This window comes from Amycolatopsis sp. EV170708-02-1, assembly GCF_022479115.1.
Classification (GTDB): Bacteria; Actinomycetota; Actinomycetes; order Mycobacteriales; family Pseudonocardiaceae; genus Amycolatopsis.
Genome location: NZ_CP092497.1, coordinates 136,593 through 153,458, shown reverse-complemented (window position 1 = coordinate 153,458; position 16,866 = coordinate 136,593). Strand labels below are relative to the sequence as shown.

General features: G+C 69.7%; 14 protein-coding genes and 1 pseudogene. 1 reads left to right on the top strand and 14 read right to left on the bottom strand.

Going from position 1 to position 16,866, the window contains the following annotated elements:
* Positions 1-113 precede the first annotated feature (113 nt).
* Positions 114-1,453: pseudogene (locus MJQ72_RS00670) on the bottom strand (flavin monoamine oxidase family protein).
* A 122-nt stretch (positions 1,454-1,575) separates the two neighbouring features.
* On the opposite strand from MJQ72_RS00670, the gene MJQ72_RS00665 reads away from it, so the two are divergent.
* On the top strand, positions 1,576-2,172 hold the full coding sequence (locus MJQ72_RS00665) for a TetR/AcrR family transcriptional regulator (RefSeq protein ID WP_240597046.1): 597 nt from the start codon (positions 1,576-1,578) through the stop codon (positions 2,170-2,172).
* Positions 2,173-2,272: 100 nt separating this feature from the next.
* Here MJQ72_RS00665 and MJQ72_RS00660 read toward each other — a convergent pair whose 3' ends face one another.
* From MJQ72_RS00660 to MJQ72_RS00600, 13 genes are all read right to left on the bottom strand, one after another.
* On the bottom strand, positions 2,273-3,670 hold the full coding sequence (locus MJQ72_RS00660; RefSeq protein WP_240597045.1) for a tryptophanase: 1,398 nt from the start codon (positions 3,668-3,670) through the stop codon (positions 2,273-2,275).
* Complete coding sequence (locus tag MJQ72_RS00655) at positions 3,663-4,835, bottom strand: cation:proton antiporter (protein ID WP_240597044.1); 1,173 nt, start codon at positions 4,833-4,835, stop codon at positions 3,663-3,665. The genes MJQ72_RS00660 and MJQ72_RS00655 overlap by 8 nt, the downstream gene beginning before the upstream one ends.
* Positions 4,828-6,192: a tryptophan 7-halogenase gene (locus MJQ72_RS00650; protein ID WP_240597043.1), complete on the bottom strand. Its 1,365-nt coding sequence runs from the start codon at positions 6,190-6,192 to the stop codon at positions 4,828-4,830. Before MJQ72_RS00650 ends, MJQ72_RS00655 begins: the two co-directional genes overlap by 8 nt.
* Positions 6,174-7,943 (bottom strand): amino acid adenylation domain-containing protein, encoded by a 1,770-nt coding sequence (locus MJQ72_RS00645; protein WP_240597042.1) that lies wholly within the window; start codon positions 7,941-7,943, stop codon positions 6,174-6,176. Before MJQ72_RS00645 ends, MJQ72_RS00650 begins: the two co-directional genes overlap by 19 nt.
* Positions 7,940-8,722: a thioesterase II family protein gene (locus MJQ72_RS00640; RefSeq protein WP_240597041.1), complete on the bottom strand. Its 783-nt coding sequence runs from the start codon at positions 8,720-8,722 to the stop codon at positions 7,940-7,942. The genes MJQ72_RS00645 and MJQ72_RS00640 overlap by 4 nt, the downstream gene beginning before the upstream one ends.
* A 759-nt stretch (positions 8,723-9,481) precedes the next feature.
* A complete protein-coding gene (locus tag MJQ72_RS00635; protein WP_240597040.1) occupies positions 9,482-10,207 on the bottom strand; it encodes a hypothetical protein in 726 nt (241 codons plus the stop codon).
* 120 nt (positions 10,208-10,327) lie between these two features.
* On the bottom strand, positions 10,328-11,389 hold the full coding sequence (locus MJQ72_RS00630) for a HoxN/HupN/NixA family nickel/cobalt transporter (protein WP_240597039.1): 1,062 nt from the start codon (positions 11,387-11,389) through the stop codon (positions 10,328-10,330).
* Positions 11,390-11,402: 13 nt separating this feature from the next.
* Positions 11,403-12,269, bottom strand: a complete 867-nt coding sequence (locus MJQ72_RS00625; RefSeq protein WP_240597038.1) for a fumarylacetoacetate hydrolase family protein — start codon at positions 12,267-12,269, stop codon at positions 11,403-11,405.
* Positions 12,270-12,292: 23 nt separating this feature from the next.
* On the bottom strand, positions 12,293-13,537 hold the full coding sequence (locus MJQ72_RS00620) for a DUF3500 domain-containing protein (protein ID WP_240597037.1): 1,245 nt from the start codon (positions 13,535-13,537) through the stop codon (positions 12,293-12,295).
* Positions 13,537-14,772, bottom strand: a complete 1,236-nt coding sequence (locus MJQ72_RS00615) for a bifunctional 3,4-dihydroxy-2-butanone-4-phosphate synthase/GTP cyclohydrolase II (protein WP_240597036.1) — start codon at positions 14,770-14,772, stop codon at positions 13,537-13,539. The genes MJQ72_RS00620 and MJQ72_RS00615 overlap by 1 nt, the downstream gene beginning before the upstream one ends.
* A complete protein-coding gene (locus MJQ72_RS00610) occupies positions 14,769-15,260 on the bottom strand; it encodes a flavin reductase family protein (RefSeq protein ID WP_240597035.1) in 492 nt (163 codons plus the stop codon). The genes MJQ72_RS00615 and MJQ72_RS00610 overlap by 4 nt, the downstream gene beginning before the upstream one ends.
* Positions 15,257-16,063, bottom strand: a complete 807-nt coding sequence (locus MJQ72_RS00605; RefSeq protein WP_240597034.1) for an alpha/beta fold hydrolase — start codon at positions 16,061-16,063, stop codon at positions 15,257-15,259. Before MJQ72_RS00605 ends, MJQ72_RS00610 begins: the two co-directional genes overlap by 4 nt.
* A gap of 21 nt (positions 16,064-16,084) precedes the next feature.
* Positions 16,085-16,855: a cupin domain-containing protein gene (locus tag MJQ72_RS00600; RefSeq protein ID WP_240597033.1), complete on the bottom strand. Its 771-nt coding sequence runs from the start codon at positions 16,853-16,855 to the stop codon at positions 16,085-16,087.
* Between the last annotated feature and the right edge of the window lie 11 nt (positions 16,856-16,866).

Below are 16,866 nucleotides of genomic sequence, written 5' to 3'. Positions count from 1 at the left end.
GTGTCGCGACCGCGCTTTCCGCCGTCGAACGCGCGACGCGACTTCGGTTCAACCGGCTGATCGACACCGTCGCTTCTTGAGCCCGGGGCAGCTCGGAGGAACGGACTTCGCGGTCAACCGTCGATGATCTCTTGTGCGGTCGCGCTGCCGGAGCGGACAGCGCCCTCCATGTAGCCGTTCCAGTGGACGGCGTATTCGGCCCCGGCCCAGTGGATCCGGCCGATCGCGGGCCGCAGCATGTCGCCGTAGCCGGTCCACACACCGGGTGCGAAGTGGGCGCCGTAGCAGCCGCGGGTGAACTCCTCGGCGCTCCAGTTCTTCTCCGTGTACGCGGTCGGGGTGGCTGCCTGCGGACCGAGGTGGCCGACGAAGGAGTCGATCACGGCCTGGCGGCGCTGGGCGTCGGGGAGCCGTTGCCAGCGCCGGGCGTCGCCGCCTTCGACGAAGCCGAGGAGAATGCCGATCTCGCCGCCCGGCGGGGAGACGTCGAAGGTGACCTTGACCGGGCCGGTGTCGGACACGATCTGACCGTTGAGTCCCTGCTCGCGCCAGAACGGGGACGGGTACGCCGCGAAGGTCTTCGCGACGGTGCCGGCGGGGAGTTTCTGGGTGAGCTGATCGCGCCACGCCGGCAGCACCGGGTCGTACCGCAGACGTCCGGCGAGCGTGGGCGGGAGGGCGATGACGACACGGTCGGCGACGAAGTCCTCGCCGGTGAGAGTGCCGACCGTGACGGCGGTGGCGTCGTGGGCCACCGAGACGACCGGGGTGGACAGCCTGACGTCGAGACCGTCGGCGAGCCGTTGGGCCACAAGGACCGAGCCGCCCACGACGCGGTCCTGCTGGGCGCCGCGGTCGACGGCGAGGAGGGTCTCGAGGTCGGTGTTGCTGACCGCGTAGAAGAGCGCGTGCAGCAAGGAGAGGTCGTGGGTGTCGGTGGCGAAGATCGCTTCGGTCGCGATCCTGAAGTAAGCCCTCCCGCTCGGCGTGCGCAGGGTGCGGCGTACCCAGGTCTCGAAGGTCTGGCCGTCGAGCAGCCGCGCCTTCGGGTGCGCCCACGGCTGGGCGGGGTCGATGGTGCGGGCGAGCCTGCCGAAGCGGGCCAAGCCCTGGGCGAGGTCGGCGAGCGCGACGGGGTTGAGCCGGGGACGGTGCCTTTGGTGCCGCTGACGAGGGCGCGCTTGCCGCCGAGCCGGATGAGCACCTTGCCCTCGTCGTTCCAGGTGCGGAAGGTTTCCAGCCCCAGCTCTTCGACGAGCCCGTGCATCCGGGAGTGTCCCTCGCCGATCCAAGTCCCGCCGAGCTCGATCGGATGGCCCGCGAGCTCGCCGCCTTCGAGCCTGCCGCCGACCCGGTCGCGGGCTTCGAGCACCACGACCTCGGCTCCGGCCCGGCTGAGTTCCCGGGCGGCGGACAGCCCAGCCAGTCCCGCACCGACGACCACGACCTTCATGACCCACTCCTCGGATCCGGAGATTCGGTCGATTGACCGAGTTGCCTCAGATTAGGAGCGTCACGCCTGCCCTGGCAAGCGTTCGTGGCAAAATCTCGGTCATCCGACCGAAAGAGGTGGCCATGCCGTACGTCGAGGCGGCGGTACGCCGGCAGCAGTTCATCGCGGCCGCACGCACCGCGCTGGCCACCCACGGCGTCGCCAAGACATCGGTGCGCGTCGTCGCCGCCGAGGCCGGGGCCCCGCTCGCCACCATGCAGTACGTCTTCCCGTCGAAGGAGAAGCTGCTCCGCGCGGTGATCGAGAGCGTCGTCGACGACATCGCCCAGGTCCTCGCCGACTCCGCGGCTACCGACCAGGGGCTGGCGAACGCGATCCATCAGGGACTCGACGCCTACTGGGGCAGACTCGTCCGGAACGGGCGCGAGCTGCAGTTGCTCCAGTACGAGCTCACCATGTACGCCCTGCGCACCGCGGGCCACGAAGATCTCGCCCGGCTCCAGTACGAGCGCTACGCCACCGTCGTGGCCGACTGGTGCCGGCACGCCGCCGAGCGCGCGGGCGAGACCGCCGCTGTTCCCTTCGACCACCTGGCGCGCATGATCGTCGCCGGCGTGGACGGCTTGACCCTGCAATACGTCTGCGACCCTGACGACACCCGTGCCCGGGAGGGGCTGGAGTCGTTGACGGAGATGGCGAAAGGTCTGGCGGGAGTGTGACGCCCCCGCAGCGACAAGGCAGGCCGTGAGCGCGGGATCCGTGTTCGTGTACGCAACGTTTCCCGCGGCTTCCAGGGCACGAGGAGAGGGACGGGCAGGTTCAGGTGGTGCGGATACTCGTGCCGGCCGTCGGGGCGAAGCGGGCTTGGAAGAAGCGGAGGTGGGGTGGTTCGTGGGTGAAGGTGAGTCCGTGGGTGATGTGGTGCCGGTCCTTGTGGACGCGGATGAGCGTGTCGGCGACGTGGTCGATATGGCTTTGGGTGTAGACGCGGCGGGGGATGGCGAGCCGGAGGAACTCCAGCGACGGGTAGCGGTTTTCGCCGGTGGCCGGGTCGCGTCCGGCTGAGACGGTTCCGCGTTCGACGCCGCGGACACCGCCTTCGAGGTAGACGGCGGCGGCGAGGGTCTGGCCGGGGAGTTCGGTGCGGGGGAGATGGCCGAGGACGGCGGTGGCGTCGACGCAGACACAGTGGCCGCCGAGGGGGCGGACGATCGGGACGCCCGCGGTGTGGAGCCGGTGGCCGAGGTATTCGATCTGGGCGACGCGCGCGCGGATGTGGTCCTCGTCGACGGATTCGGTGATGCCCTGGGCGATGGCTTCCATGTCGCGGCCCGCCATGCCGCCGTAGGTGTGGAGTCCTTCGTAGAGCAGGACGAGCCCGCGTGCTTGTTCGGCGAGATCGGGGTCGCGCAGGGCGATCCAGCCGCCGATGTTGGCGAGACAGTCCTTTTTGGCCGACATGACGGCGCCGTCGGTGGGGGCGCAGAGGGCGAGCAGGATCTCCGCGATCGAGTGGTGCTCCCAGCCGGGCTCGCGTTGTTTGACGAACCAGGCGTTTTCCACCGCGCGGGCGGTGTCGAGGAAGACCGGGATGCCGTGGGCGTGGGCGAGGTCGCAGGCGGCGGTGAGGTTGGCGACGCTGATGGGCTGGCCACCCGCCATGTTCACGGTCGCGGCGAGTGAGACGTAAGGGATGTCGGCGCCGTGTTCGGCGATGACCGCCTGCAGCTTGCCGAGGTCGACGTCGCCCTTGAACGGATGTTCGCCCGCGGGGTCGTGTGCTTCGTCGATGATGACGTCGTGGAAGGTGGCGCCGTTGAGCTCCTGGTGGGCGCGGGTGCTGGGGAAGTACATGTTGCCGGGGACATGGGTACCCGGGCGGATGAGGCACCGGGAGAGGATGTTCTCGCCGCCGCGCCCTTGGTGGACGGGGATGACGTGTTCGTAGCCGTAGTGGGTGCGGACGGCTTGTTCGAAGAGGTAGAAGCTGCGAGCGCCGGCGTAGGCTTCGTCGCCGCGCATGAGGGCCGCCCACTGCCGGTCGGACATGGCGTTGGTGCCGGAGTCGGTGAAGAGGTCGATGTAGACGTCTTCGGAGCGGAGCAGGCAGGGATTCCAGCCCGCGGCCCGGAGCGCCCGTTCACGGTGTTCGCGGGTGGTGGCGCGGATCGGTTCGACCATTTTGATCCGCCAGGGTTCGGCCGGGTGGTCAGGCATCTCGGGTCACCTTGTTCCGTTCGAGGTGGTTGAGGAGTGGGCCGGTCATGGCGGTCGTGACGAGGGCCATGGCGACCATCGCGGTGTAGAAGGCGCTGTCGATGACGCCGAGGCCGAGCCCGACGCCGAGGAAGACGAGTTCGGTGACACCGCGGGTGTTCATCAGGGTCGCGAACACCGCGGCGCGGCGGGGTTCCTGCCCGGCGAGGCGGGCACCGAGGTACGCGCCGCCGCCCTTGGCGAGGACGGCGACCGCGATGATCGCGAGGGTTTCGGTCACCAGGACGGCGTCGAGGTCACCGAGGTCGACCTTCCGTCCGATGAGGACGAAGTACAGCGGGACCAGCAGGGACACGACGGGCGCGGTCACCGCGGCGGCGTCGTGGCGGGACGCGGGGCGGCCGGCTGCGGCCCCGATGAGGAAGGCGCCGATCGCGGCGTGCAAGCCGATCGCGCCGGTCACCGCCGCCCCCGCGCAGGCGAGGACGACCATGGTCGACGCCGCGGCCGGGGCGGACAGCCGATCCAGTGCCCGGCCGAACCACGGGCGGGCGAGGACGGTCAGGCCGAGCAGGAACGGGATCAGGGCCGGCATCGACCAGACCGTGGCTCCATTGTGGACGGACGCGGCGACGAAGGCGAGCGCCGCCCACGCCGCGGCGTCGGTGAGCGCGGCCGCGGTGAGCGCGCAGCGGCCGTCCGGGTCGTCCAGCATGCGTCGTTCGGCCAGGATCCTCGCCAGCACGGGAAAGGCGGTCACCGCCATCGCCGCGGCGGCGAACAGGACGAACGGGGTCACACCGGCGGGGGCGTGGCGGGTGGCGAGCAGGAGTGCCAGCAGCGCGCCGAGGGCGACCGGGACGACGATCGCGCCGAGCGCGGGCACGAACGCCGCCGTGATCCGCGCGGGGGTGATCGAGGGGGCGAGGCGGGCGCCGACCCCGAACAGGAACACGATCAGGCCGAGCTGGGCGAAGGCGTCCAGCGCCGTTTCGACGCTGCCGGGAAGGCCGGAGCCGGTTTGCAGGGCGATGCCGACGACGAGCCCGCAGCTGATCTCCCCGAGGACGGCCGGTTGCCCGAGCCGGGTGAAGGCCCAGCCGAAGCAGCGTGCCAGCGGCAGCAGCACGGCGAGCGCGGCCAGCAGGAGCGGGAGGTCAGGCATCGGGCACCCGCCACCGCCTGCCGTCCGCGGTGGGGACGAGCCCGCCGGGGAACATCGGCGGCTCGTCGCCCGCGGCTTCACCGAGCAGGCCGCGTAACTGCAGCTGCACACCTTCGGCGAGCACGTCGCCGAACATCGCGCGGGAGAAGTCCTTCGAGGACACTCCGCCGACGAGATCCGCGAAAGCCTCGCCGTCGCTCCCGTGATGATCGGTGAGCTGTCGCGCGTGCGCGAAGTAGGCGTCTTCGTCGGTGTCCAGTTCGTAGAAGGTGACGAGGAAATCCCGGAACAGGCCGAACTCCCGGCGGTAGCGGGCTTCGAACTCCGCGAAGCACCGTTTCTCGTCCGCGAAACCGGCCAGGACGCTGTTGATGGATCGAGCGGCCAGCAGCGCGCTGTAGGTGGCCAGGTGCACTCCCGAGGAGAACACCGGGTCGATGAAGCAGGCGGCGTCCCCGACCAGCACCATCCCCGGGGCCCACAGGGCGGTCCGATCGTAGGAATAGTCCTTCCGGACGCGGAGCCGGTCGTACGGTGGTTCGGTCGCGCGGCGGGCGTTCCGGAGGAGTTCGCCGATGAGCGGACATTCCCCGATCAGCGAGGTGTAGGCCGCCGCGGGGTCGCCCTGCACCCTGTTCGCCGAACTGTGTTTGACGACGGCACCGACACTGGTCAGGGTGTCCGAAAGCGGGATGTACCAGAACCAGCCGTCGGTGAACGAGACGCACAGGATGTTCCCGGAGCCGGGCGCGGGCATCCGGCCGCCGCCCTCGAAATAGCCGAACAGCGCCAGGTTGCGGAAATGCGGCGAATACTCGCGGGTGCCGCCGACATCGTGGTGGAGCCTGCTGCCGTGACCGGAGGCGTCCACGACGAACCGGGCCGTCGCCCGCCGTTCCCGTCCCGTGTCGTCGAGGTAGCGGACACCGCCGATCCGGTCGCCGGTCCGGATCGTGCCGAGCGCTCGATGTTCCTGCCGGACCTCGGCGCCGAGCCGGCGGGCGCCGTCGAGCAGGAGCGTGTCGAACCGGGCGCGCTCGACCTGATACGCGTAGGACGTGGGCCCGGCCATGCGGTCGGACGCGGCGAAGGAGAACGTCCACGGCTCGGGCCTGGTACCCCATTTGAAGGTCCCGCCGTGTTTGCGGACGAATCCGGCCCGCTCGATGTCGTCGCGTACGCCGAGCATCGCGCAGATCCCGTGGATCGTGGCCGGCAGCAGGGATTCCCCGATCTGGTAGCGAGGGAAGACGTCCTTGTCGAGCAGCAGTACCCGGTGGCCTTCCGCGGCGGTGAGCCCGGCGGCGGTCGAGCCGCCCGGACCGCCGCCCACCACGATCACGTCGTAGTCGTCCATGACGGCGTCGCTCCTTTCGGTGTGGTGGGTACGAGTTCGGCGAGCCGCGCGACCGTGCGGCGCGCCAGGACGTCCCGCAGCGAACACGGCACGCCCAGCGCCCTCAGCCGGACGGCGAGCGCCGCGGCGGACAGGCTGTGCCCGCCGAGGGCGAAGAAATCGCTGTCCGCGTCGACCGCCGGAATCTCCAGCTGGACCCGGAAGGCGGTCGCGACGAGTTCCTGCGTGGGGGTCAGCACGCTCACCCGCACCGCCGGAACGGGTGGGGTGAGGGCCGCCCGGTCGATCTTCCCGTTCGGCCCGAGCGGCATCGTCTCGAGCGGGATCACACTGGAGGGCAACAGATACGGCGGCAGCGTCGCTCGCAGCCGTTCCCATACGAGAGGGACGGTGCCGGTGCCGAGCACGACGTAGGCGACCAACCGGGGCTCGGCGCCTTCGGCCCGGACGACGGCCTGCCGGACCCCTGGCAGCGAAAGCAGCGCCTGCTCCACCTCACCCGGCTCGACCCGATGACCCCGGATCTTGACCTGATCGTCCAGCCTGCCCAGCCATTCCAGCCGGCCGTCGGGCGCGAGGCGGCCTCGGTCGCCCGTCCGGTACCGGCGCTCGCCCGTGGTGACGAACCGGTCCGCGGTCAGTTCCGGCCGCCCGAAGTAGCCCAGCGCGAGGCAGGAGCCGCCGATCAGGAGTTCGCCGGGTTCCCCGACCGGCACCGGCCGCAGCTCGTCGTCGACGACCTGGACGGCGGTGTTGCCGATGGGCCGCCCGATCGACGGCGTCGCGCGGTCGCTCAGCCGGCACGCCGTGGTGAACACCGTGCACTCGGTCGGGCCGTAGAGGTTCACCGCGGTGACGCCCACTGCTCCACGCAGGTGCGACCACAGTTCCTGGCCGATGGCCTCGCCGCCCATCAGCAGCGTCCGCGGGCGGTTGCGGTCTTCGAGCAGCCCGGCCTGAAGCAGCGCAGACATCTGCGCGGGCACCGCCTCCACGACCGACAACCGGTGCTCCCGCACGAAGTCCACATAGGACTCCGGATCCGCGCGTACCGGATCGGGGACCAGATGCAGCTCGTGCCCGCCCACCATCCACAACAGCGGATTCCACGACGCGTCGAAGACCAGCGGCAATCCGTGCGCCACCCGCTGAGGGCCGCGACCGGCCGGGAAGAACCGGGCCGTCAGTTCGCCGTGCAGGTTGACCAGGCTGCGATGGCCGACCACCACTCCTTTGGGCCGTCCCGTCGAACCAGAGGTGTAGATGACGTACGCCGCGCCGTCGCCGGTCCGCGGCAGCCGCCGCTCGTCCCGCCCGGCGAGTTCGCCCTGCCAGTCCTCGCCGGACAGCAGCAGATCCGCCCGATCCGCGAGGCTCGCGGCATCGGTCAGCACCACGGAAGGGCGGGCGTCGGCGAGGATCGCGCCGACGCGTGCGGCGGGCAGGGACGGATCGATCGGCAGATGCACCGCTCCCGCCTTCGCCGTGGCGAGTACGGCCAGCACCGCCCGCACGGACCTCGTCATCGCGCAGGCCACCACCGTTCCCGGTGCGGCGCCCGTGTCCCGGAGGACGCGGGCGAGCCGGTCACCCCAGCGGTCGAGTTCGTGGAAGGTCCAGGCGACCTCGTCGGCGACCAGGCAGATGCCGTCCGGAGTCCGCCGGGCCTGGTGCTCGAACAGGTCGCACCAGCCGACCCGCGGAAGCCGCCGTCGAGTGCCGTTCACCGTGGACGGTGCCGGGCCGCTCATCGCCAGGCTCCTTGCCGGGCGGGTTCGGGACGGCGGACACAGGACCAGAACTCGGCTTCCCGTCCGGGCTTGAGTATCCCGAGATGCCCGCCGGGCACGGCGACGCCGGTGAACCGCCCGGACGTCCATGCTTGCCACGCCCGGACTTCCTCCTCGCCCGCCGCGAAGGCCGGGTCGTCGTCGCCGCGGATCGCGACGATCGGGCAGGACAGCATCACCTTCGCGGGGCCGGCATATTCGCTCATCAGCCGCAGATCACCGAGCAGCAGATCCACCGCGTATTCCCGCAGTTCGGGCGAGTCCCGGTAGCCGGCGGCGGGCGTCAGCCCGGTCCGGTCGAGCAGCCGCTCCACCTCGGCCGCGTCCATCTCCGCGTACCTTCCCGGCACACGCCGCTGGGGCGCGCACGCTCCCACGACCACCAACGCCGCCGGTGCCGTGCGTGCCCGGGAATGGACGCGTTGGGCCACCTCGTGTGCGACGAACGCGCCCATGCTGAATCCGATGAGGACGGTTCGCGAAAGTCTTTCGGCTCCGAAGTGGACGAGAATGTCCTGCGTGATCCGGTCGGCGAGATCTCCGAGCGACTCCGCGGGCGGCTCGGTCAGATGCTCGCCGCGCCCGGGGTATTCCACCCCCCATACCTCGCAGCCGACCGAGAAGCGGGCGATCCCGCGCAGACAGAGAACGGTTGCCCCGGCGGGAGGAAAACACAGATACGTCCGGCGACGGCCACCCTCGATGTCTATTGTGGACAGTGGGCTGAGGACAGTCTTCATCGCCACGTTCTCCCGGATCGATTCGTCGACGGGACCGCCGTCCCGTCGAACGCGAAGTTTGCGGGGCGCGACGCGATTCCGCCGACGGCAAACAGGCGCCTGCACCTGCTTGTCCATATCGGACGAAGGAACCCGTTGCCTTGCCCGGCAAAGGAATTTTCACGATGTCGCGCGATCCCGGCGAGGGGCCGGGATGTACGCCGATGACGCGACCTGGCGAGTTCGATCTCGCCTTACTCGCTCCTTTGGGGGACTCCGTGGCCGCGCCGACCGCGGGAAAGGTGCGAGACTGCTTGCTGCTCTCTTCCGTTAGGTGGTAACCGTCAGAGGTGTTGGTCCGAAAGATACGACGCCGTTAGTCCGACTGGGGTAACAGTTTGATGGCGAGAGCAAACTCGCTGGAAGTGGTACCCGGAGTAACCCGGACGCTCCCTCAAACGGGGTACCTCAGCAAGGGATGTGGCGCGTGCACCGGTGCTCGGTGGTCACTGCGACTCTGCCACCGCTTCGCCGCTCATCGACGCTTCGATGCCGCAGGTCGCGTGGCCGAGCGGCTCGACCGGTTGACGACGGCGCTTGCCGAAGACCCGGTCGGGCAAGATCCTCCGGAAGACGATGCGGGGTATCGCGGAAGGGAGGGACGAACCGGTCCCTTCGACGATCGAGGACGCCACGGCGCTCGATCGGATCAGGGACATCCTCAACGGCCGGGGCGCTCGCCGAGAACCGTCATGAGCGCCGAAGCGAGGCGAGCGACAGCTACCGAACAGGAAGGTGGGCCGCGACGTCGGCCAAGGCGTCGAGGGTCTGCTTGTCGACGCGGCCGTCGGCGGCGTCGGCTTCGGCGATGACCATGGCGGTGCCGTCCGGCCGGGCATGGTAGTGATGGCCGGTCATGGTGACGCCGGTGATCCCCAAAGCCGTCGCGACGTCGAACGGCCGGATGTCACCGCTGCCCTGCACCGCTTCGACTTTCTCGAAGTCGCGTGCCCGCTTCTTGGTGGCGAACCCGACGCGGACCACGGAAATGACCGCGGCGTTGCCGTGGCCGTCGCCCACGGCCAGCAGCATTCCGTCCAGCGACGTGCACGGTGTGGTGATCAGGAAGTCCCGGACTTCGTCCGAGGCCGCCGCGACGCAGTCGGCCTGGCGCAGGGCCTTGCGGGGTGCCCGTCTGAGCTCCTTGAATCGCAGCCGTCCCCATGCCTCGGTGGTGTTGCCGCGCTTGGCCGATTCCCGGCCTTCCGCCCGCCGTGTCTTCAGTGACCTGCCGGGCAGCGCGTCCGCGACGCCACCGGTATTACCCGAGAGGGCCTCCGCTCCGGCGCCCGCGCCGGAACCGGCGGAGCCGCCCAACGCCCCCAGCCCGCCTGCACCCCCTACCCCGGCGATCACCAGGCCGGCCGCGACCGCCGCGACCTTCCCGCCGTTCTTCGACCCCAGGTTGACCCGGTTTCCGTTGATCGTTTTCCAGTTGTCCGCCACGGATGCGATTCCCCTCGCCGGCGACCCTTTCGCTTCTGGACGTAACGACACACTTACGCCTTGCGAGGCCGTGAGGTTGACCGGCAAACGGATGAAACCGCGCGGTCTGGCGGATGAAGGTCATTCCGCGGGGGAGCGGGGCGCCCAGCGCTGCTCGACCTTGCCGAATCGCCATACGGTCACCGCGGCGATCCACGTGAGCAGGAACATCCCGACGATGACGAAGCCCAGCGTGCCGAGGTCCAGTCCGGCGATCCAGGCCGGCGGGCCGTCGGTGACGTGCAGCCGCTCGGCCAGTAGCCCGACGAGCTGGTGCCCGCCGATCAGAAGCGCGATGGCCACGGACAGCCCGGTGATCACCAGGTTGTAGTACACCTTCCGTGCGGGCGAGGCGTAGGACCAGCCATAGGCGTAGGTCATGACGAAGCCGTTCAGCCCGTCGAACAGGGTCATGCCCGCGGTGAACAGGACCGGGAGCGTCAGGATGGCGAACCACGGCAGCCTGCCGGCCGCGGCACCGCCGGCCAGGATCAGCAGCGAAACCTCGGTCGCGGTGTCGAATCCGAGCCCGAACAGGAACCCCAGCGGGTACATATGTGTCGGTTCGCGGATCCTGCCGATCACGCCGCGCAGCAGCCTGGCCAGGAAACCGCGTTCGTCCAGCCGCCGCTCCAGTTCGGCGTCGTCGTACTCACCCCGCCGCATCCGTCGCACCATGCGCAGGATGTGCCGCAGCGCGAGCAGGTTGACCAGCCCGATGAGCAGAAGGAACATGCCGGAGACCAGGCTGCCGATGACTCCGGTGGTGTTGTGCAGCGCGGATCCGTCGTCGGCCACCGGACCGGCGAGCGCCTGCGCGCCGAACACGAGAAGCACACACAGGCCGATGACGACGGTGGAGTGACCGAGGGCGAACCAGAACCCGACGGTCGGAGCGGTGCGGCCTTCGGACATCAGCTTGCGCGTGGTGTTGTCGATCGCGGCGACGTGGTCGGCGTCGAACGCGTGCCTCGCGCCGAGAAGGTACGCGGTGACGCCGAGACCCACGCCGAAGACGTCCGCCGGTCCGATGTGATAGCCGCCGGGGACGACCGCGAGCAGCAGCAGACCCCACCCCAGCAGGTGCAGCGCCAGGACGAAGCCGGCCATCCCCGCGACCCGCGCCCGGTTCTGTTTCGTCATCGCCACCTGCCGGTCAGGCATTCCGCCGGACGGCGAACCGATGCCGGAGCTCGCCGATGCCCTCGACATGGCTGGTGAGCACGTCACCGTCCCGGAGCCACCGCTGCGGTGTCCTCCCGAGCCCCACACCCGACGGAGTGCCGGTGAAGATCACGTCTCCGGGCAGGAGGATCACGGCTTCGGACAGCTTCGCGATCAGGGCGGGCACCGGGAAGATCAACTCGCTCGTCCGGGCGAGCTGGACGGGTTCGCCGTTGAGCGAGCAGCCCAGCTCGAGGTCGTTCGGATCGATGAACTCGTCGAGAGTGACGAGCCAGGGACCGATCGGCCCGAAGCCGGGCAGTGACTTGCCGAGGCTGAACTGGGGAGGCCGCGTGGCCATCTGGAGGATCCGTTCCGAGATGTCCTGTCCGATCGCATAGCCGGCGACGTGATCCAGCGCGTCTTCGATCGACACGTGGTGTGCCCGCCGTCCGATGATCGCGACGAGTTCGACCTCCCAGTCGGTATGGCCGTGCGGCGGCAACGCGATCTCGCCGTAAGGTCCGGTGATGCACGAGGGGAACTTGGTGAACACGGCCGGGTCGTCGGCCGGCATCGTGCTTCCCGATTCCTGGACGTGTTCCGCGTAGTTGAGTCCGATCGCGAACACCTGGCGCGGGGCCGGTGACGGCGCGCCGAGTCGCGACTGGTCGATCGGTGCCCCGCCGTGGCGGGCCGCACCGTCGGCCCAGTGCCGGAATTCATCCCAGCGTTGATAGACCTGGTGGGGGACAGCGCTGAACCGGCCGTCGCTGAGCGTCTCGACGTCGACGGCCAGTTCGGCGCCGTCGACGGTTTCGACGAGGACCAGCCGTCCGTCGAGGTTGGCGATGCGCATGGGTTTCCTTGTCTCCTGGGCGTTTACGGCTTGTGTGTGCCGTGGTGGTGCAGTGCGTAGTGGCGACGCAGGAGGTCCTGGCCGTAGTCGCCACCGTTGGGAGTGCGCACGATCGTGTGCACGTGGAACGGCTCCGGCTCCTCGTTGTCGAGGAACACGCCCTGATGGCAGTCGAACTCGATGAGCAGCACCGGGCTGTGCACCTTGTAGTAGAAGGCGTCCGCATCGGTGTCCCCGCCGATCCACGTCAGGTACGTCTCGTCGAGGTGCGCGCGGACGCGGGTCATCAGCGCGGCCGCCGGACCTTCCGGCGCGCGGCCGGCGTAGGTGCCGATCAGCGCGAGGAGCAGGTCCCGCTGCCCTGGAGAGAGGGCGTCGGAGCGTAGACCTTCGTAAGGGATGACTCGGTTGTCCCTCCCCGCTCCGCCCTTGTGCCGCCCGTCCACGAAGTTGACCAGGTCGGCAGGCAGTTCGGCGGACAGCAGTGACCGATGGAGGACGGCACGGCCTGCTTGCCGGCGGTCGAGACTGTTCCGCAGGGCCAGGCCTGCTTCCCGTTCGGCGTCGAAAAGCCGGGTCCCTTGATGGGGTCCGCGGTCCGCGATGGTCGGTTCGGCGCCGATGAAGGCGGGGGTGAGTACGATCTGGCCGCCTAGGACGAAGCAGTGCAGGACGAGATGGTGGCCCCAGAGCTGCCAGCCCCACGGGGCGGTGTCCGATGGTGTGCCGTAGACGGCGAAGAAGTAATTGTATTCCGTCAGCGTGTCCGGATATTGCCGGATCAGCTCACCGAGCGCGGCGTTGAGGGCCATGGCGGCCCGCGCGTCCGCGAATCCCTTCGCGGACAGGCTCGCCTCCATGACCGCGAAGGCGGTGTCACGCTGCCCGGGTTCGAGATCTTCGAGCAACACGCCGTGCGGCTCCCAGGTCGGGAAGGCGTTGGTCCACAAACGCCAGTGTTTCGCGCCGATGTCGAACCACGCCGTCGACCTTTGCGTGGGAGTGAGGTCCGCCAGGAACCGGCCTGCCGCGCGCGCGGCAGGCCGAGGATCGAAACCTTCGTCCTGCAGTGCGAACAGATCGGGGACGGGGATGCCGTCGGTGGTGACACCGACGAACGGTTCTTCGGCGGCCGCGACGACGTCGGGGATGAGCGCGACGATCTCGCGGGGAAGGTCGGCGGCGTTCATCCGGACCCCGTCCAGGGCGTAGAGGCCGTCGGGCCGCGGGCCGAACCCGTGGAAACGACGGTCGTCGAGGTGGCTCATCAGCTGCTCCTCCGGATGTCGAGCAGGTGGCCCAGCCGCTCTTTCTTGGTGTGCAGGTAGCTCAGGTTCTCGGCCGTGGTCACCGCCGGAAGGGCGACCCGGCCGACGATCTCCAGGCCGTAGGAGTCCAGCCCGGCGTACTTGGCCGGGTTGTTGGTGATCAGCCGCAGCCGCCGCACACCCAGCTTCGCGAGGATGTGCGCACCCACGTCGTAACTGCGCGAGTCGACGGGAAGGCCTTGTGCGACGTTGGCGTCCACTGTGTCCAGTCCCTGCTCCTGGAGAGAGTAGGCCCGGATCTTGTGCGCGAGACCGATTCCACGGCCTTCGTGCCCGCGCAGGTACACGACCACGCCGCGGCCCTCGGCCTGGATCGTTCGCAGGGCTTGATCGAGCTGTGTTCCGCAGTCGCACCGTAGCGAGCCGAACACGTCGCCGGTGAGGCATTCGCTGTGCACGCGGGCGAGCACACCGTCCCGTGTGCTCCCGGCCGCGGACACGTCGCCGAGGGTGATCGCGAGATGTTCCGATCCATCCGAGGTGGACCGGTACGCCCGAGCGCGGAATTCGCCGAACCTCGTTGGCAGGGTGGCATCGGCGACGTGCTCCACGAGGCATTCGGTGGTTCGCCGGTACCGGATGAGCTCCGCGACCGTCAGCACCGGCAGGTCATGATAGGTGGCGAAAGCGGCCAGCAGGTCCCCGCGCAGCATCGATCCGTCGGGGGCGACGAGTTCCCCGATCACCGCGACCCCGCTGCCACCGGCCAGCTTCGCGAGGTCGACCGCGGCTTCGGTGTGCCCCGCTCTGCTCAGCACGCCACCGGGCCGGGCGCGGAGCGGGAACACGTGGCCCGGCCGCCGCAGGTGGTCCGGGGTGGTGTGGGGGTCCGCCAAGGCGCGCACGGTCCCGGCACGGTCGGCCGCGGACACGCCGGTGCCGGTACCGGCGTGGTCGACGGTCACGGTGAACGCGGTGCCATGGGTGTCGGTGTTGTCCGCGACCATCTGGGGCAGGCCGAGTTCGTCGCAGCGTTCGCCGGGCATCGGTACGCAGACGATCCCGGTGGTGTGCCGGACGAGGAACGCCATCTGCTCGGCGGTGACGAATTCGGCGACCATGACGAGGTCGCCTTCGTTCTCGCGATCGGCGTCGTCGACCACGACGACCAGTCCGCCACCGGCGAGCGCGGATACGGCGCGCTCGACGGCGTCGGCGGAGGAGCTCCCGGTCATCGCGTCGCTCCGTCGAGCGCGACCGGGGTGCCGAAGGTGCGGGCGTGGTAGGTCAGCGGGACGGCGTCGCCCAGGTGCGCCGCTACGACCGACCCCAGCGCGACCACGTGGTCGCCGCCGTCGGTCAGGTCGGACACGTCGCAGGCGAGCCAGCCCGAGACGCCGTCGAGCAGGGGCAGGTCGTCCGCCCGGTGCCACGCGACCCCTTCGAACTTCGTCTCGCCCTTGCGCGCGAAGGCCATCGCGAGCGGGGATTGTGTGCCGGCGAGGACGTTCAGCCCGAACCGCCTCGTCGCTCGTACGACTTTCAGCAGATCCGAACGCTGGTCGAGGGCGACGAGGACCATGGGCGGTTCCAAGGACAGCGAGGCGAACGCGCTGACCGTCGTCCCGTGTGGACGGTCCCCGTCCATCGCGGTCACCACCGACACCGGGGTGGGTACCGCGGCCATGACGTCGGTGAAGAGGGCACGCAGGTCGCCGGTCATGACCGGCTCCCGCCGAAGTCCCGCAGCAGAGCGGCGAGTGCCTCCGGTTCGTCGACCATCATCCCGTGCCCGCTGTGCGCCAGCGTTTCCACCGACCAGCCCGGCAGGTTCGCCGCCCGCAGCCACTCCACCCACCGCAGGTCGGCCATCCGGTCGTGTTCGCCCCACGCCGTCAGCACCGGGACCCCGACGTCGGCCAGCACCGGCCGGAAATCGATGGTGCCGAGTTGCGCGAAGTACCGTTCCGCGAGGTGGACCGGCATCTCCAGGCATTTCTCCAGCAGCCAGCGCGCGGTGGCGTCGTCGGTACGGTGGAAGAAGAATTCGGCCATGCCCAAGACCATCGAGGCCATCCCGGCGCCCAATCCTTGCCGCATGGCGGAGAATTCCTCGCGGGGAACGCCGATGCCGAGGTCGCCGGCGGCGACGAAGGTCGGGATCGCGGGTGAGAGCAGGGCGAGTCGCGCGATCCGCCCGTCGTCGTGCTTGAGCGCGGTCTGGAAGGCGACGGCCCCGCCGAGGGAGTGCCCGACGAGGGTGACGTCGGCGAGGTCGAGGTGGGCGAGCAATGCCCCCGTGTCCGCGGCGAGTTCGTCGAGCGTGTAGGTGGAATCGGGTTTGTCCGACGCACCGTGGCCGCGCGGATCGAAGGTCACGCACGTGCGGTCGGGGACGAGTTCGCGCACGACCCAGTTCCAGATGTCGAGGGTGTTGGCGAAGCCGGGGTGGAACACCACCGCGGGCCCGGTGCCTGCCAGCCGGTAGTGGAGGCGGACGTCGCCGTCCACGGTCATCGTTGCCATGGTTCGGGGTTCCTTTCTGCCTCAGCCGAAGCTGCGGGTGGTGGCGGCGAAGTCGACCTCGCGATCGGGCGGCGTCCCGGGGAGGGGTTCGGGCACCAGCAGGACGAGATGGCTTTCCGGGCCCGGCCCGGCGTTGCGGTTGCGATGCGGGACACCGGCGGGCAGGACGACGAGGTCGTTCTTCACCGCGCGGTAGTGCCGGTCGGCGATGTCGATGTCGAGAGTGCCGTCGAGGATGAAGTAGAACTGGTCGAAGTCGTGGATATGCCAGGGTGTGCCGGGCGAATCGGGTTCGACCGTCGCGAGCCGGAAGGACACCCGGCCGCTGCCTGTTTCCCGGTCGGCGAGGACACGCATGTGGAAGCCCGGCAGGACTTCCATGCCCGGGATGTCTTCGGCGGCGCGGACGTAGCCGGTGCCGGGACCACCTCGTTCGTCCGGTTCGGCCGGGGTGGCCAGCGGCCGGCCGCGTGGTGGGGGAGCCACCATGACGTCGAGGTGGAGTTCGGTCCCGTCATGGGGATAGTGGTTGCGGTGCGGGGTCCCGGCGGGGATGAACACGACCGACCCGGCATCGACGTCGTGGTGGACACCGTCGAGGTCCAACGACATCCGGCCGTCCAGAATGTAGTAGAGCTGGTCGGCGTCGTCGTGTTTGTGGCGCTCGTAGGCCACCGCTCCGTGCGGTGCCCGGACGCCCTCGATCAGGCAGCTCTCGAAGTCGGCGAGCGGGTGGTGGTCGAACCTGTCCCCGGCCAGTCGATCGGGGTCGAACCTGCGGATGAAGTCCACGGTGGATTCCT

Bases quoted from the DNA above. Each gene is read 5' to 3' on its own strand.
- MJQ72_RS00665 (WP_240597046.1), top strand. From the start codon at position 1,576: ATGCCGTACGTCGAGGCGGCGGTACGCCGGCAGCAGTTCATCGCGGCC.
- MJQ72_RS00660 (WP_240597045.1), bottom strand. From the start codon at position 3,670: ATGCCTGACCACCCGGCCGAACCCTGGCGGATCAAAATGGTCGAACCG.
- MJQ72_RS00655 (WP_240597044.1), bottom strand. From the start codon at position 4,835: ATGCCTGACCTCCCGCTCCTGCTGGCCGCGCTCGCCGTGCTGCTGCCG.
- MJQ72_RS00650 (WP_240597043.1), bottom strand. From the start codon at position 6,192: ATGGACGACTACGACGTGATCGTGGTGGGCGGCGGTCCGGGCGGCTCG.
- MJQ72_RS00645 (WP_240597042.1), bottom strand. From the start codon at position 7,943: ATGAGCGGCCCGGCACCGTCCACGGTGAACGGCACTCGACGGCGGCTT.
- MJQ72_RS00640 (WP_240597041.1), bottom strand. From the start codon at position 8,722: ATGAAGACTGTCCTCAGCCCACTGTCCACAATAGACATCGAGGGTGGC.
- MJQ72_RS00630 (WP_240597039.1), bottom strand. From the start codon at position 11,389: ATGACGAAACAGAACCGGGCGCGGGTCGCGGGGATGGCCGGCTTCGTC.
- MJQ72_RS00625 (WP_240597038.1), bottom strand. From the start codon at position 12,269: ATGCGCATCGCCAACCTCGACGGACGGCTGGTCCTCGTCGAAACCGTC.
- MJQ72_RS00620 (WP_240597037.1), bottom strand. From the start codon at position 13,537: ATGAGCCACCTCGACGACCGTCGTTTCCACGGGTTCGGCCCGCGGCCC.
- MJQ72_RS00615 (WP_240597036.1), bottom strand. From the start codon at position 14,772: ATGACCGGGAGCTCCTCCGCCGACGCCGTCGAGCGCGCCGTATCCGCG.
- MJQ72_RS00610 (WP_240597035.1), bottom strand. From the start codon at position 15,260: ATGACCGGCGACCTGCGTGCCCTCTTCACCGACGTCATGGCCGCGGTA.
- MJQ72_RS00605 (WP_240597034.1), bottom strand. From the start codon at position 16,063: ATGGCAACGATGACCGTGGACGGCGACGTCCGCCTCCACTACCGGCTG.